This is a genomic window from Rhodococcus sp. EPR-147 (assembly GCF_001647185.1).
Classification (GTDB): Bacteria; Actinomycetota; Actinomycetes; order Mycobacteriales; family Mycobacteriaceae; genus Rhodococcoides.
The window spans coordinates 1-14,476 of sequence record NZ_LVCU01000278.1; the positions used below are offsets into that span (position 1 = coordinate 1).

Here is a 14,476-nt window from a genome sequence, read left to right on the forward strand (position 1 = left end):
GTCGGAGCCGAGGGCCTCGACCTGCCAGCGTCGGGCGAGTTCCGAGACAGCTATACGTCCGCTGATCTTCTCGTGATACGGCCGCAGCACACCCTGAAAGGTGCTGAGCACCAAGGACTTCGTCGTCGAGGTGTGGAAGGTTGCCACGATCGGTCCGTCCGCGGCCTTGAGCGCCAACATCGACAGGCTGGGCGCGTTCGGTTCGTGGATGTGCAGCACGTCGAAATCGTTGTCGGAGATCCACTTACGGATTCGGGAATACGTGATCGGCCCGAATCGAAGCCGCGCGACGGATCCGTTGTAGGGAATGGCGAGCGCCTCGCCCGCCGACACCACGAAATCCGGCAACTCGACGTCGTCCGACGCCGGAGCCAGGACACTGACGCGATGTCCGCGTTCGATGAACACCTCGGCCAGCTGCTGAACGTGCGCCTGCACTCCACCGGGAACGTCGAACGAGTACGGGCACACCATGCCGATCTTCACGCGCCCTCGATTCGGGCACGTCGCTCGGCCGACCAGTCGCTCATCCACAACGGTTGCAGCATGTGCCAGTCCGCCGGATGCGCTCGGATGCCGGCAGCGAAGTGATCGGCCAACGTCTGGGTGGCAGGACCGACTCCGGCCGAGACGTCCACTGCAGGCGAAATGTCGAAGCCCCAGCCGTCGCCGTCGAAATAGCCGTGTACCGGCAACAGCGTCGCTCCGGTGTCGATCGCGAGTTTCGCGGCACCGGCGGGCATCCTGGTCGGTTCACCGAAGAAGGTGACCGGTACCCCGTGCTTGGCGAGGTCGCGCTCGCCGAGCAGGCAGACCACCTTGTTCTGGCGCAGTCTCTCGGACAATGCGAGAAGCGGCGGTTGCTCGCCACCGCTGAGCGGAAAGATCTCGAAGCCCAGGCTCTCCCGATAGGCGACGAATCGCTGGTACAGAGATTCCGGCTTCAGCCGTTCGGCGACGGTCGAGAGTCCACCGTGCGTGCGCACCAGCCACATTCCGGCCATGTCCCAATTGCCGCTGTGCGGCAATGCCAGCACCACTCCCTTACCGGCGGCGAGTGCACCCTCGAGATGTTCCTTGCCGTTCACGCACCGATCGATGACGGCGGCCTGTGCAGCAAGATCCATCGACGGCAACCGAAACGCCTCGCGCCAGTAACGGGCGTAGGAGCGAACGCTGTCGCGGATCAGCTCGTCGGGCACCTCGGCGGGAGTGGTCCCCAGGACTCGAGCGAGATTGCGACGCAACTGGTCCGGGCCACCGCCTCGCGTCGCTGCGAAGTCGGCACCGCGATCGAACAGGCGTCGCGCCACCGGCTCGGGTAGAGAACGGACGAGTCGCCAACCGGCCGCATAGCCCGCGTCGCTCGCCCTGTCGGAGAGATTCACGACGCGGCCACGTCGCCGTCGCCGGATGCCGGTGCCACCGGAGGCACGATGATGTCGCGAGCACCCTCGGATCCGCGGACCGCGAGAACGCGCTGGAACACGGTCACGACACTGAGCACGGCGAGAATCCACATCGCCGGGTAGATCACGCTGTCCAACCACGGAATGTCGAAATGCCGTCCGACGCCGGTGAATCCGGCACCGACGAGCACGATGACCAGGCGATCGGGACGTTCGATCCACCCCCCGTCGGCCGAGAGTCCGCTGGCCTCGGCGCGTGCCTTGGCGTACGAGATCACCTGGGAGGTGACCAGACAGATCAGGGTGGCAACGAGCAGTAGTTTGTCCTGCTCGGAGTACACCGCCCACCAGGCCAAGCCGCCGAAGATCGCACCGTCGGCCACTCGATCGCACGTCGCGTCGAGGACGGCACCGTACTTGGTGCCACCGCCCCGAGCCCGCGCCATGGCCCCGTCGAGCATGTCGAACAACACGAACAGGGTGATGACGACCGAACCCCACCACAGGTAGCCGGCGGGGTACATCGTGACCGCGGCCGTGACGGTGACGACGGTGCCGATGATCGTCACGGAGTTGGGGGTCAGCCCGGTGCTGTTGAGGGCACGCCCGAGCGGCGCGGTCACCTTCGACACCGGCGCACGGCCGAAAATGCTCAGCACGGCGCGTGCTCCTCTCGCCTGTGGTTCATTCGTTCCAGGCCGACGCGAGCAGGGCCCGAGTGTCACGGAGCAACTGCGGCATCACCTTCGCACCGCTGATCACGGTGATGAAGTTCGCGTCGCCGCCCCACCGGGGCACGATGTGCTGATGCAGGTGCTCGGCCAGCGATCCGCCTGCGGCAGCACCGAGATTGAGTCCGACATTGAAGCCGTGCGGACGTGACACTCGCTTGATGACGCGAATCATCTGCTGCGTGAATGCCATCAACTCGGCGCTCTCCGCAGGTGTGAGGTCTTCCAGTGCCGCGACGCGGCGGTACGGCACGATCATCGCGTGGCCGGGGTTGTAGGGGTACAGGTTGAGTACCGCGTACACCGATTCGCCTCGTGCGACGACGAGTCCGTCCTCGTCGCTCATCTTGGGAATGTCGGAGAACGGCTCGTTCGACTTCGCCGAGCCCTGCGGAGCCTCGGCGATGTAGGACATCCGGTGCGGTGTCCACAGTCGCTGCAGCCGATCGGGCTCACCGGCCCCGGTGACGACGATCGACTCGTCCTGTTCCGACATGATCAGCTCACTCCTGCGGGGTCGGTCTGCACGAGCTCGGCGGTCGGTGATGCGTTGTTGCGCTGAGAGATCCAGTCGGTCACGATCGTGATCGCCTGCGCCACCGGGACGCCGTTGACCTGGGTGCCGTCCCGGAATCGGAAGCTCACGGCTCCGGCTTCGACGTCGCGTTCGCCGGCGAGAAGCATGAAGGGGACCTTCTGCGCCGTCTGGTTGAAGATCTTCTTCTGCATCCGATCGTCGCTGGCATCGACCTCGGCGCGCACTCCACGCTTCTTCAGTTCGTTCACCACCGCGAACAAGTGATCCTGGTAGACCTCGGCAACCGGGATGCCGACGACCTGAACCGGTGCGAGCCAGGCCGGGAACGCGCCCGCGTAATGCTCGGTGAGCACCCCGAAGAAGCGCTCGATGGAACCGAACAGAGCCCGGTGGATCATCACCGGGCGTTCCTTGGTTCCGCCCGAGCCGGTGTATTCGAGCTCGAAGCGCTCGGGGAGGTTGAAGTCGAGCTGAATGGTCGACATCTGCCAGGTACGCCCCAGCGCATCCTTGGCCTGCACCGAGATGTTCGGTCCGTAGAACGCGGCACCACCCGGATCGGGCACCAGGTTCAGGCCCGACGCCGCCGCCACCTCGGCGAGGGTGTTGGTTGCCTCTTCCCAGACTTCGTCGCTGCCGACCGACTTCTCCGGGTTGCGAGTGGAGAGTTCGAGATAGAAATCGTCGAGGCCGTAGTCCTTGAGCAGCCCGAGAACGAATTCGAGGGTGCTGGTGAGCTCGCCCCGCATCTGCTCGCGGGTGCAGAAGATGTGCGCGTCGTCCTGGGTCATGCCGCGCACGCGGGTGAGACCGTGGATGACGCCGGACTTCTCGTAGCGGTAGACCGAGCCGAACTCGAACAAACGCAACGGCAGTTCTCGGTACGAGCGGCCGCGGGAACGGAAGATCAGGTTGTGCATCGGGCAGTTCATCGGCTTGAGGTAGTAGTCCTGGCCGGGCTTGCGCACGTCACCGTTCTCGTCGAGCTCGGCGTCCAGGTGCATCGCCGGGAACATGCCGTCCCGGTACCAGTCGAGGTGACCGGAGACCTCGTAGAGATGGCCCTTGGTGATGTGCGGGGTGTTGACGAACTCGTAGCCCTCTTCGATGTGCCGCTGCCGCGAGTAGTTCTCCAGCTCGTTCCGGATGATGCCACCCTTGGGATGGAACACCGGCAGACCGGAGCCCAGTTCGTCGGGAAAGCTGAACAGGTCCAGCTCGGAGCCGAGCTTGCGGTGATCGCGACGCTCCGCCTCGGCCAGCAGTTCGAGATGCGCGTCGAGTGCTTCGGTGGATTCCCACGCAGTTCCGTAGATGCGCTGCAGTCCGGCGTTGTCCTGATTGCCGCGCCAGTACGCAGCCGAACTACGGGTGAGCTTGAACGCGGGCACGTACTTGGTGGTGGGGATGTGCGGTCCGCGGCACAGATCGCCCCAGATGCGCTCGCCGGTCCGGGGATTGAGGTTGTCGTAGGCGGTCAGCTCTCCCCCACCGACCTCCATGACCTCGGGATCGTCGATACCGGACTTGTCGTCGATCAGCTCGAGCTTGTACGGCTCGCCGGCCAACTCCTCGCGGGCCTGCTCCACCGACTCGTAGACCCGACGCGAAAAACGCTGTCCGGCTTTGACGATCTGCTTCATCTTCTTCTCGAGTGCCGTCAGATCCTCGGGAGTGAACGGCTGCTTCACGTCGAAGTCGTAGTAGAAGCCGTCCTTGATGAACGGTCCGATGCCCAACTTGGCGTCGGGAAAGAGCTCTTGAACGGCCTGCGCCAACACGTGCGCGGCCGAGTGCCTGATGACGCTTCGTCCGTCCTCGGTGTTCGCCGGAACGGGCTCGACCTCGGTGTCGCTTTCCGGTGCCCACGACAGGTCACGGAGCTTGCCGTCGGGATCGCGTACCACGACCACTGCGTCGGGTCCCTTGTTGGGCAGGCCGGTCTCGCGGAGCGCCGTACCTGCCGTCGTTCCGGCCGGCACCATGATGCGGGCGGGCGAAACGGCGGCGACAACGGGCATGCTCACAGCGATGTACTCCTCGATCGATTCTTCTGGCCAGGAAGGCCTCCGACAGCCTATCGGCAACGGTCCACTCGATTGGCCTCAGCGCGACGGGTGACGTCAGATCGGGCTCTCGAGCCACGTCCACTCGAGTCCGATCCAGCCCCCGACCAACGCGAACGTGCCGAGCAGCCACAGCGTGGCCAGCACGACGACCGTGGTGAACAGAACTCCGAGACCCTTGACGAACATCGATTGCTTCGAGAACCACGCCATGAATGCGTCGTATCTCTTGCGGACGAACCGCAGCGCACTCTTGGCCCAGGCGAATTCCGACGCCAGGATGCCCAGGCCCGCGAACACGATCAACCAGCCGGGCCCCGGGTAGGGAATGGCGAGTACACCCAGCACCAACACCACTGTTCCGACGACACCGACCGTGATTCGGTATGCGAGATCGAGGGACTTGTTCTCGGCGATGCGCGCCCGGAAGCGACGGTGCTTCACCTTGGCTGTGTCCATCGGACCCTGGTCGGCGACGGCCTGAGGCTTCGATTCTTCGGTGCTCACCGGCTCAGGCTACCGGCCTCGAACGCAAGAAGGCCCGCACCGACGGGCGGTGCGGGCCTTCTTTTCTGTGGTCCCGGCTGGGATCGAACCAGCGACCTTCCGCGTGTGAAGCGGACGCTCTCCCACTGAGCCACGGGACCGAACGAGGCAAAACATTAACACGAGGTGCCGCGACGAACCGAATCGCCTGCCCGATCACCGAATTCGTCCACGGACCGCCTTCGCAGAGCTCCCATCGCCTCTGCTTTCACATCTTTCACAGCGTCGATCGTGCCAATTCCGGGGCTGACCACGAGATTTGTGAGTTTCACTCCCGTTGGGTTAATGTTTTCCCCGCACCACGGAGACAACAACTGCCCAGCAGTGAGCGCCTCCGGGGTATGCGGATGTGGCGCAGTGGTAGCGCATCACCTTGCCAAGGTGAGGGTCGCGGGTTCGAATCCCGTCATCCGCTCGAGGGTCTCGACCCATGGTGGAGTGGCCGAGTGGTGAGGCAACGGCCTGCAAAGCCGTGCACACGGGTTCGATTCCCGTCTCCACCTCGCTAGTGCATCGGTCGCAAGACCGTTGCGAGGACACGCGCGATTAGCTCAGCGGGAGAGCGCTTCCCTGACACGGAAGAGGTCACTGGTTCAATCCCAGTATCGCGCACCACAGCAAGACAGATCAGGCCCCCTTTCGAGGGGGTCTTTTTTGTGCTTCACGAATCAATTGTGGTGATTCACGCCATAGAAGTGCACAGTGGAGATGACGCACACACTTCGATGGAAGGACACTCACGTGTCGGACGATGCTCAGAGCGAACCCACAGTCGACGACGCCACCCTGGAAGAGGCGAAGAAGTCCGTGGAGGGCCTCGACGATCGCTATCGACCCGGCGCCCGGCCCACCGTCGCACTGCCGGGAACCAACGGCACCGTCGCCGGGACCGCCTTCGCGGACATGGTCGACGACAACGGCGAGATGGTGGACGCCGATGACCGGGACTCCACCGACTCCGACGGCTCTGCTGACACCGATCACGCCGACGCCCAGGAAAAGGTAACGTCCTCGAACGATGCCTGAACTCGATGGTCCCGACGCCCCCGCCGACATCGATCTCGGCGGGGGCGTCGCCTTTCTGCACACACCTTCCATACCCGCGCGGGGCGGCCTCGCTCTCACGCACGGTGCGGGCGGCAACTGCGAGTCGCCTCTGCTGCAGCGCATCGCGTCGGTATGGGCGGCAGCCGGATTCACGGTCCTGCGTTTCGACCTTCCTTTTCGAGTACGCAAACCCAAGGGACCGCCGCACCCGTCGAGAGCGGCCGAGGATCGGCTCGGAATCGCGTCGGCCGTCGACCGCCTCCGCGCCGAGACCTCTGGATTCATCGCATTCGGTGGGCATTCCTACGGTGGCAGGCAGGGCTCCATGATCGCGGCCGAGCGACCGGGTCTCGTCGACGGACTCGTCCTGACCTCCTATCCCCTGCACCCGCCGGGCAAGCCGGACAAGGCTCGTACACAACACCTTCCCGAACTTCGAACACCGACGGTGGTGGTGCACGGCACGAAGGACCCTTTCGGCACCACGACCGAATTGAGCGCTGCGCTCGCGCTCGTCCCGGCTCCCACTCTGCTCGTCGACATCGAGGGCGCGGGCCACGACCTTGCTCCGATGAAGTACGACGCAGCGACGAAAACCCTTGCCGGAGCCGCCTCGTTGTTCGGTGCCCCGACGTCCGATTCGTCGGTTGTCGTCCCGCTCTTCGACCCGTCGCGCTGAAGTGGTCTACTAAGGCATGCCGACCTGGGGATGGTTCATCGTGGCGTTGGTCCTCGTCGACGCTGCAGTGCTCGCGGCGTGGCTGTTGGCCCGCAAGAAGCCGGGCTCGTCCCCGGAGACCTCGCGCAACATCAGGCTCATCGGTCTCGACGAGAGCGCCCGCGCAGACATTCATTCGCTACTGGCCGCGAACAAGAAGGTTCAGGCCATCAAGGTCTTTCGTGAACGAACGGGTGCCGGACTCGCCGACGCGAAGAACGCGATCGAGAGCGTCCAGCGCGGCGAGCCGTTTCCGTCCTCCGCCACCATCGTCGACGCGGCACAAGCCGGTCCGACACCCTGGGACGATCTGATCCCGCGATTGCAGTCACTGAAATCCGAGGGTAAAGCGATCTCGGCCATCAAACTGCTGCGCGACCGAACCGGGCTGTCGTTGCGCGATGCCAAGAACGCGGTCGACCTGCTGTGACCGTGCGCGTGGCAGCACGTGCCGATGCACGTCGCGTCGCCGAAGTGGCCGCGTCGACCTTTCCCCTCGCCTGCCCGCCGGGAACCCGGCCCGAGGACATCGCGCAGTTCGTCTCGAACGTGTTGTCGGCCGAGCACTTCGAGAACTACATCGACGACGCGGCCAGAACGGTGCTGATCGATGAGACAGCCGATGCCGACGTCGTGGGCTACGCGATGCTCGTGTCCGGGCCGCCCGCGGACCCCGGAATTCGCGCGACACTCTCGCCCGAGCCGACCATGGAAGTCAGCAAGCTCTACGTGCAGCCGACCCAGCACGGCAGCGGCGCCGCGGGGCGATTGATGTCGTCGTCACTCGACCATGCACGCCACTCCGGTTGTGCGACAGCATGGTTGGGCGTCAACCAGCAGAACGTGCGGGCGCAGAAGTTCTACGCCAAACACGGATTCGAGATCGTGGGTACCAAGACGTTCGTCGTCGGCGTTCAGACGCACGACGATTACGTCATGCAGGTGAGGCTGTGACGACCGCTCAGCCGACTGCAGCGAAACGGGACAGTGCCAGCAGACGCGAGGTGGCGCGCAGGTACTTCTTTCGGTAGCCGCCGGCCAGCATCTCCTCGGTGAAGATCTCGTCGAGCTTGCCGCCCGAGGCCGTCACCGGGATGCCCGCGTCGTACAAGCGGTCGGCGAGGACCACCAGGCGCAGAGCGATGGCTTGATCCGATGCCGGGTGCACGTTCTTCAGGAACACTGCCGGAATGCCGTCGAGCAACTTGCCGTAGCGGGAGGGGTGCAACGTGCTCAGATGCGCCAGCAGCTCGTCGAAATCGTCCAGGGTTGCACCCTCGACGGTGTCGGCGCGGTCGATCAGCTCGGACTCCGAGGTGGGGTCGGGAGCCGGAGGCAGATCGCGGTGGCGGTAGTCGGGGCCGTCAACCCGGATGGACTCGAAAATGGAGCCGAGTTTCTTGATCTCCCGCATGAAGTCCTCGGCGGCGAAGCGACCCTCACCGAGCTGCCCGGGCAAGGTGTTGGACGTCGCGACGATGGATACCCCGCGCTGCGAGAGCTCGGAGAGCAACCGCGAGACCAACATCGTGTCGCCGGGATCGTCGAGCTCGAACTCGTCGATGCACAACACGCTGTGGCTCGAGAGTTCCTCGAGCGCCTTGTTGAAGCCGAGAGCACCGACCACGTGGGTGAGTTCGACGAACGTGCCGAACGCCTTGGGCTCGGGAACGCTGTGATAGATCGAGGCGAGCAAGTGAGTCTTGCCGACACCGAAGCCGCCGTCGAGGTACAGGCCCGCACCGATGGCCGGGGTCTTCTTACCGAAGAGACCGCGCTTGCCCTTGCCGCGGATCTTCTGCACCTTGCTCGCGAACTCCTCGGCCTTCGCAACCGCAGCAGCCTGCGTCGGCTCCTTGGGGTCGGGAATGTACGAGGAGAAACTGACGTCGTCGAACATCGCCGGCGGGACCATCTGCGCGATCAGCTGATCGGATGGAACCACGGGATTTCGGTCGACAAGGCGTGCGGGCATTTGCCGAGCGTAACGACGTGGTCTGATCTCTCTCATGCAGCTTCTCCATATTGGGACCTACTTCACATCGGAGCAGGCACCCGAGTCCGTGCCCAGCGTCGGATCGACACTCGACGACGATGCCGTCCGCGCCCTGCACGCGTATCCCACCGACGTGGACAGACCGTGGATTCGCACGAACTTCGTCGCCAGCATCGACGGATCGGTGACCGCGAACGGTAAGTCGGCGGGCCTGGGAACCCCCGCCGACGCCCGCCTGTTCGGCATCCTGCGAGAACTGTGCGACGCCGTCCTGGTCGGTGCCGGAACCGCGCGGGCCGAGAACTACGGCGGCGTCTCGCTGTCCAGCGAAGCGAAGGCACGTCGGGTGGCGGCCGGGCTGGCACCGGTTCCGACGATCGTCGTGGTCACCGCCTCCGGTTCGATCGACGCGGATTCTCGATTGGTCACCGACACCGAAGTGCAGCCGGTGGTGCTGACCTCGGCGGCGGCGGACGGCTCGAAGGTAGCCGCGCTTCGGGCAGCGGGAGCGACGGTGATCGAGGTGACCGGCGATTCTGTCTCGACCGGCGACATCGTCGCGACTCTGAGCGAACTCGGATTTCGCCGCGTCCTGTGCGAGGGCGGACCGGGACTGTTCGGACAGCTCGTGTCCGACGGGGCGGCGGACGATCTGTGTCTGACGATCTCGCCGATGCTGGTCGCCGGAGAGGCGGGCCGTATCGCCCACGCATCCGACGCCGCCGACGCGCCGATGCACCGGGTACACGTTCTGGGCGACGCCGACGGAACGCTGCTCACGCGCTGGGTGCGTCGGCCATGAACAGTGCGCGGCCCGGCATCGATCGAAAAGTCGATAGCCTCGCACGGTGACGCAGAAATCAACGTTGCTCGCCGCGGTCCTCGTCCTCGCCACGATGTGCGCGGCCTGTGGTGCCGGCCCGTCGATCCGACCCGACGTCGCGGTGGAACAACGCTCCCCCGGTCAGCCCGCCGAGTCCTCGGCAGAGGCGCCACCGGAACCGGTCGCACTTGCCGTTCCGGCCACCGATCTGGCCTGGGCCGACTGCACCGCAGCCACACTCGGGGCGTTCGGGCTCACCGCCACCACTCCCGGCCTGACACTCGAATGCGCAGAATACGAAGCCGACGTCGATGCGAGTGGACAGATGTTCGGCACGTTCGCCGTCGGCGCGTTGCGAGCGCGGCTCGACAGAACGCCCACCGACGCGGGACCTCTGGTGCTGACGTCCGGTTCGGATCGGTCCTCGACGGCCACGTTGGCCACGATGGCCGCCGGACCGCTCGCGACGCTGCTCGAGGCTCATCCCATCGTCGCGGTGGATCGACGCGGCATCGGCCGATCCACTGCCGTGGACTGCATCGACGCTGAGACCAAAACCGAGGTCGACGCGCTGGGGCAGTTCACCAGATCCGATGCCGACACGGTCGACCGCGCCGTCGACGCCGGTCGTGACGCCACGATCGAATGCACCGACACGTTGCAACCGCAGGAACTCGCGTTCGGAACCACCTACGCGGCGGACGATCTGGACCGCCTGCGGCAACTCTGGGGTGTGGAACAGATAGGCCTGATCGGTTCGGGCAACGGCGCGCTCACCGCGTTGGCCTACGCAGCGAAGTTTCCGGCCAACATCTCACGTCTGATCCTCGATTCACCGACCGGAGTCGGCGCCGACCAGATCACGTTGGCCGAACAACGGACACAGGGCAAGGAAGCAGCCTTCGCTGCGTTCGCACAGCGATGCGTCGCGCTGAACTGCTCCCTCGGCAGCGATCCGACGGCGGCCGTCGCCCAGCTGCTCCTACGCGCCGCCGGTGGCGAATTCTCGCCGCTGTCCACCCACGAGATTCTCGACGGCATCACCTTCGCCCTGGCATCCACCGCAGGCGACACGTCGTCCCGCGCCACCGGCCTCTCCACCGCCCTCTCCTCGGCCGCCGGGTCCGACACCACCGCGCTGGCCGCGCTCGCCGAGCGGGGTCGGAACGCCTACGGCACCGACGGTCAGTTCGTGTCCCGGTGCACGGACGGCCAACAGTGGCCGTCGCCGCAGGGCGTTCGCGACCTGTCGTCGCAGTGGAACGACCGCTATCCGATCTACGGCACCGACGCTGCTCTGACGGCTCTACTGTGCTCGTCCTGGCCGACTGCGCCGTCGACTCCGCTGCCCACCTCCCTGGACGTCCCGGTGTTGGTGCTGGCCAACGCAGGCGACCCCATCGTCGGCAACGGCGGGTTGTCCTCGGTCACCGGGTTGGTCGGGGCAACCGGTGCGGCCGTCGCCTCGGCCGCGTGGCAGGGCAGCGGGCATCCGAGTCTGGGCGGATCTCAGTGTCTGCAGGGCGCCGCGGTGAACTACGCACGAGACACCGCGCTTCCGACCGACGGCACCGTCTGCCCCGCCTGAGTCGGGTACGCATCGCGGGGTGTCCTTCGCCGGTACGGTCAGCGCCTCGGGTACCGTTCCCGGGTGTCACTTAGCTTTCTGGAGCCGCGGTCAGGGCGGACGACCGCCGAGGTAATCAAGTACGCCCTGTGGCCGATCGCCATCATGACCGTCATCCAGCGCGTGGTGATCAAAGCCGTGAACGGAGACATCACCAACGATTTCAACCCGGTGTACAGCGCCGCCCTGGCATTCCTCAACCGCCAGCCGGTGTACACGGCGAACTTCGACTCGGTCGATCCGCACTACCTGTATCAACCGAGCGCGACGATGCTGCTCTCCCCCATCGCAGTCATCGACCCCGAGCGATCCCGCTGGCTGTTCATCATCGCCAGCACGGTCGCGATACTGCTGGCCCTGTACATCCTGTTGCGCATCTTCGGATTCCGGCTCGATTCGGTCGCGGCCCCTGCGCTGCTGCTGGCCGCCTTCGTCAGCGAGACGGTGACCAACACGTTGGTGTTCACCAACTTCAACGGCTTCGTACTCCTCGGCGAGGTCGCCTTCCTCGGGTTCCTCCTCCAGCGCAAGGACCTCTCGGCCGGTGTCGCCATGGGTCTGACTCTGGCGATCAAGCCGATGCTCGCTCCACTGCTGTTGCTTCCGCTGATGACGCGTCAGTGGAAGGTCTTCATCACCTCGATCGCCATCCCCGTCGTGATGATGGCCATCGCCTGGCCGCTGTCGGTGGATCCGATGAACTTCATCGACCGGACACTGCCGTATCTGCTGCAGACCCGCGACTACTTCAACAGCGCTGTCGTCGGTAACGGCCGCTACTACGGTGTTCCCGAACTCCTCACCCTCGGAATCCGAGCGGTCCTGGGAATCATGGTTCTGATCTCACTGTGGCTGCTCTACCGATACTGCCGCGAGGACCGTCTGTTCTTCTTCGCGACCACCTCGGGCTTGATCCTCACCGCACACTGGCTGCTGGGCTCGCTGGGTCAGATGTACTACTCCATGATGCTGTTCCCGCTGCTGATGACCGTCGTGCTGAAGAACTCGCTGCTGCGCAACTGGCCCGCCTGGCTCGCGATCTACGGGTTCATGAACTACGACCGATGGCTGTCGGGCCGCTGGATCGAAACCGGGCGCGCCTTGGACTACCTGCGCACCACTTTCGGCTGGGCCCTGCTCATCGTCGTCATCTTCGGCGTGCTCGTCGGACGCTATTTCGCCGCCCGAAGCGAAGGACGACTCGACGACGGAATCGAACCGAGCTACCTGCTGCCGAGCGCTCCACCTGCGAAAACGGCATAGCCCGACAAATCGTATTAGCGTGTGAGCATGAGTTCAGCAACCGACAACAATTCCGCCCCGGCCGTCCAGCTCACCGACGCACAGTGGCGCGAGAAGCTGACCCCCGAGGAGTATGCGGTGCTGCGGCAGGCAGGCACCGAACGCCCCGGCGTCGGCGAATACACAGACACCACCACCGAAGGTATCTACGAGTGCCGCGCCTGCGGAGCCGAATTGTTCCGCAGCACCGAGAAGTTCGAGTCGCACTGCGGCTGGCCGTCCTTCTTCGACCCGGCCGACAGCGACGCCGTCATCCTGAAGGAAGACACCACACTGGGAATGCGCCGAGTCGAGGTCGTCTGCCGCAGTTGCCACAGCCACCTCGGACACGTCTTCGAGGGCGAGGGTTACCCCACCCCGACCGATCAGCGGTACTGCATCAACTCGATCTCGTTGACGCTCAAGCCTGCATCCTGATCGGACAGGACACTTGGGTGTCGCCGCGCTGAACGCACCACGAGCTACAGATACATCGAAATGGAGCCCAGACCGGTAAATTTACCTTTGATTACCTATGCATAAGGTAAATTTACCGTCATGGCCACTTCGATCAAAACATTCTGGTGGCGTCAGGTAAAACTCACCGGCGTCAGACCCAATTTCGGCGACGAATTGACGCCCGAACTGGTGAAATCACTGTTCGGGCAGAAATGTTCCTGGCGTCGTGCGAAGCGAAGCGACATGATCGGAGCAGGTTCCACTCTCGAAATGGTCCAGCTCATGCAGGCGCAGAAGGATCTCAAGGTCTGGGGTTCGGAATTCATGCTCAGCGAGACTGCCCACGAAAAAGACTTCAGCTACCCCGACTTCGACTTCTACGCTGTGCGCGGGCATCTGTCATCGAATCGCATCAAGTCCGAGCGCAAGGTCGCGGTCGGGGACCCCGGGCTGTTGGCGAACAGGGTCTATTCACGCTCCCCGCGGGTACCTGGACGAATCGGTCTCGTCTACCACTGGGTGCACAAGAAGGATCCCGTAGTGCTTGCGCTTGCGCGAGAAAAGAACGTGACGTTGATCGACCCGTCCCGAAAGCCGGCCAAGGTCATCGCCGACATCACCGCATGTGACTTCGTGATGTCGACGAGTCTGCACGGCTTGATCGTCGCTGACTCCTTCGGTATCCCCAATGCGTGGATAGAGCTGACGCAGGACATCGGCGGCAACGGATACAAATTCGACGACTACTACTCCGTTTTCGACCGAGAAGCGGTTCAGCATTCGTCGGACCTCGCGCGCGATCACGACAAGATCGCGCAGCTTCGGAGCGACTATCGACCGGTCCCGAATCTGACGGAAATCCAAGACGATCTGATTGCCGCTTTTCCGTTCACGTCGCGCTGTACGGCCTGAATTCAGCAGACCGACAACGACGCCGAACATCGCGCGCCGCGCTCGTTCCCGTCGAACGTCCTATTACGACGGTGCATACTGTGAGTATGCGCACTTTCACCTCACCAGAGCAGATCAAAGCAGCCGTCGGGGAAGACCTCGGCACCAGTGACTGGCTGCAGATCACCCAGGAACGGGTCAACACCTTCGCCGACGCCACGGGCGATCACCAGTGGATCCACGTCGACGTCGAGCGGGCGAAGAAGGAGAGCCCGTTCGGCGCACCCATCGCCCACGGATTTCTGAGCCTGTCCCTGGTATCGATGCTCAACTGGCAGATCTAC

General features: G+C 64.4%; 17 protein-coding genes and 4 tRNA genes. 13 read left to right on the forward strand and 8 right to left on the reverse strand.

All coding sequences use genetic code 11. The annotated features are described in order from the left end of the window. The 7 genes from A2J02_RS13185 to A2J02_RS13215 all read right to left on the reverse strand — a co-directional run. A partial coding sequence (locus A2J02_RS13185) for a glycosyltransferase family 4 protein (protein ID WP_156516216.1) occupies positions 1-486 on the reverse strand: 486 nt, incomplete at its 3' end. Continuing rightward, positions 483-1,388 (reverse strand): phosphatidylinositol mannoside acyltransferase, encoded by a 906-nt coding sequence (locus A2J02_RS13190; RefSeq protein WP_068050598.1) that lies wholly within the window; start codon positions 1,386-1,388, stop codon positions 483-485. The genes A2J02_RS13185 and A2J02_RS13190, both read right to left, overlap by 4 nt. Beyond that, complete coding sequence (pgsA, locus tag A2J02_RS13195; protein ID WP_068050599.1) at positions 1,385-2,068, reverse strand: phosphatidylinositol phosphate synthase; 684 nt, start codon at positions 2,066-2,068, stop codon at positions 1,385-1,387. The genes A2J02_RS13190 and pgsA overlap by 4 nt, the downstream gene beginning before the upstream one ends. Before the next feature lie 25 nt (positions 2,069-2,093). Next, positions 2,094-2,636, reverse strand: coding sequence for an HIT family protein (locus tag A2J02_RS13200; protein WP_032397953.1), 543 nt, complete (start codon positions 2,634-2,636; stop codon positions 2,094-2,096). A gap of 2 nt (positions 2,637-2,638) precedes the next feature. After that, complete coding sequence (gene thrS / locus A2J02_RS13205) at positions 2,639-4,699, reverse strand: threonine--tRNA ligase (protein ID WP_068050600.1); 2,061 nt, start codon at positions 4,697-4,699, stop codon at positions 2,639-2,641. Positions 4,700-4,801: 102 nt separating this feature from the next. Beyond that, positions 4,802-5,203, reverse strand: coding sequence for a TIGR02611 family protein (locus tag A2J02_RS13210; RefSeq protein ID WP_068050610.1), 402 nt, complete (start codon positions 5,201-5,203; stop codon positions 4,802-4,804). Between the two features lie 116 nt (positions 5,204-5,319). Further along, a tRNA-Val gene (locus tag A2J02_RS13215) sits at positions 5,320-5,391 on the reverse strand. A gap of 242 nt (positions 5,392-5,633) precedes the next feature. Between A2J02_RS13215 and A2J02_RS13220 the strand changes: the two genes are divergently transcribed. From A2J02_RS13220 to A2J02_RS13250, 7 genes are all read left to right on the forward strand, one after another. Continuing rightward, positions 5,634-5,705, forward strand: a tRNA-Gly gene (locus A2J02_RS13220). 17 nt (positions 5,706-5,722) lie between these two features. Beyond that, positions 5,723-5,793: transfer RNA gene (locus tag A2J02_RS13225), tRNA-Cys, on the forward strand. A 37-nt stretch (positions 5,794-5,830) separates the two neighbouring features. Next, positions 5,831-5,905: transfer RNA gene (locus tag A2J02_RS13230), tRNA-Val, on the forward strand. 126 nt (positions 5,906-6,031) lie between these two features. After that, complete coding sequence (locus A2J02_RS13235) at positions 6,032-6,316, forward strand: hypothetical protein (RefSeq protein WP_231893985.1); 285 nt, start codon at positions 6,032-6,034, stop codon at positions 6,314-6,316. Continuing rightward, entirely contained in the window at positions 6,309-7,016 is a 708-nt protein-coding gene (locus A2J02_RS13240) for an alpha/beta hydrolase family protein (protein WP_068050601.1), read from the forward strand. Before A2J02_RS13235 ends, A2J02_RS13240 begins: the two co-directional genes overlap by 8 nt. A gap of 16 nt (positions 7,017-7,032) precedes the next feature. Beyond that, positions 7,033-7,485 (forward strand): hypothetical protein, encoded by a 453-nt coding sequence (locus A2J02_RS13245; RefSeq protein ID WP_068050602.1) that lies wholly within the window; start codon positions 7,033-7,035, stop codon positions 7,483-7,485. After that, positions 7,482-8,009: a GNAT family N-acetyltransferase gene (locus tag A2J02_RS13250; RefSeq protein WP_068050603.1), complete on the forward strand. Its 528-nt coding sequence runs from the start codon at positions 7,482-7,484 to the stop codon at positions 8,007-8,009. The genes A2J02_RS13245 and A2J02_RS13250 overlap by 4 nt, the downstream gene beginning before the upstream one ends. A 7-nt stretch (positions 8,010-8,016) precedes the next feature. Here the strand turns inward: A2J02_RS13250 and zapE are convergent, their stop codons facing one another. After that, complete coding sequence (zapE, locus tag A2J02_RS13255; RefSeq protein ID WP_068050604.1) at positions 8,017-9,030, reverse strand: cell division protein ZapE; 1,014 nt, start codon at positions 9,028-9,030, stop codon at positions 8,017-8,019. A gap of 34 nt (positions 9,031-9,064) precedes the next feature. On the opposite strand from zapE, the gene A2J02_RS13260 reads away from it, so the two are divergent. From A2J02_RS13260 to A2J02_RS13285, 6 genes are all read left to right on the forward strand, one after another. Continuing rightward, positions 9,065-9,853, forward strand: a complete 789-nt coding sequence (locus tag A2J02_RS13260; RefSeq protein ID WP_068050605.1) for a pyrimidine reductase family protein — start codon at positions 9,065-9,067, stop codon at positions 9,851-9,853. Positions 9,854-9,899: 46 nt separating this feature from the next. Further along, positions 9,900-11,462, forward strand: a complete 1,563-nt coding sequence (locus A2J02_RS13265; RefSeq protein WP_068050606.1) for an alpha/beta hydrolase — start codon at positions 9,900-9,902, stop codon at positions 11,460-11,462. A 63-nt stretch (positions 11,463-11,525) separates the two neighbouring features. Then, positions 11,526-12,764, forward strand: a complete 1,239-nt coding sequence (locus A2J02_RS13270) for a glycosyltransferase family 87 protein (protein ID WP_068050607.1) — start codon at positions 11,526-11,528, stop codon at positions 12,762-12,764. A gap of 27 nt (positions 12,765-12,791) precedes the next feature. Then, positions 12,792-13,220, forward strand: a complete 429-nt coding sequence (gene msrB / locus A2J02_RS13275) for a peptide-methionine (R)-S-oxide reductase MsrB (RefSeq protein ID WP_068050608.1) — start codon at positions 12,792-12,794, stop codon at positions 13,218-13,220. 120 nt (positions 13,221-13,340) lie between these two features. Continuing rightward, complete coding sequence (locus A2J02_RS13280; protein WP_068050609.1) at positions 13,341-14,153, forward strand: polysaccharide pyruvyl transferase family protein; 813 nt, start codon at positions 13,341-13,343, stop codon at positions 14,151-14,153. Positions 14,154-14,239: 86 nt separating this feature from the next. Beyond that, positions 14,240-14,476 (forward strand): MaoC/PaaZ C-terminal domain-containing protein (locus A2J02_RS13285; protein WP_269454984.1); only part of this gene is annotated, 237 nt, incomplete at its 3' end.

Excerpts from the sequence above, each read along its gene's own strand:
- A2J02_RS13200 (WP_032397953.1), bottom strand. The coding sequence starts at position 2,636 with ATGTCGGAACAGGACGAGTCGATCGTCGTCACCGGGGCCGGTGAGCCC.
- thrS (WP_068050600.1), bottom strand. The coding sequence starts at position 4,699 with ATGCCCGTTGTCGCCGCCGTTTCGCCCGCCCGCATCATGGTGCCGGCC.
- A2J02_RS13210 (WP_068050610.1), bottom strand. The coding sequence starts at position 5,203 with ATGGACACAGCCAAGGTGAAGCACCGTCGCTTCCGGGCGCGCATCGCC.
- A2J02_RS13240 (WP_068050601.1), top strand. The coding sequence starts at position 6,309 with ATGCCTGAACTCGATGGTCCCGACGCCCCCGCCGACATCGATCTCGGC.
- A2J02_RS13245 (WP_068050602.1), top strand. The coding sequence starts at position 7,033 with ATGCCGACCTGGGGATGGTTCATCGTGGCGTTGGTCCTCGTCGACGCT.
- zapE (WP_068050604.1), bottom strand. The coding sequence starts at position 9,030 with ATGCCCGCACGCCTTGTCGACCGAAATCCCGTGGTTCCATCCGATCAG.
- A2J02_RS13260 (WP_068050605.1), top strand. The coding sequence starts at position 9,065 with ATGCAGCTTCTCCATATTGGGACCTACTTCACATCGGAGCAGGCACCC.
- msrB (WP_068050608.1), top strand. The coding sequence starts at position 12,792 with ATGAGTTCAGCAACCGACAACAATTCCGCCCCGGCCGTCCAGCTCACC.
- A2J02_RS13280 (WP_068050609.1), top strand. The coding sequence starts at position 13,341 with ATGGCCACTTCGATCAAAACATTCTGGTGGCGTCAGGTAAAACTCACC.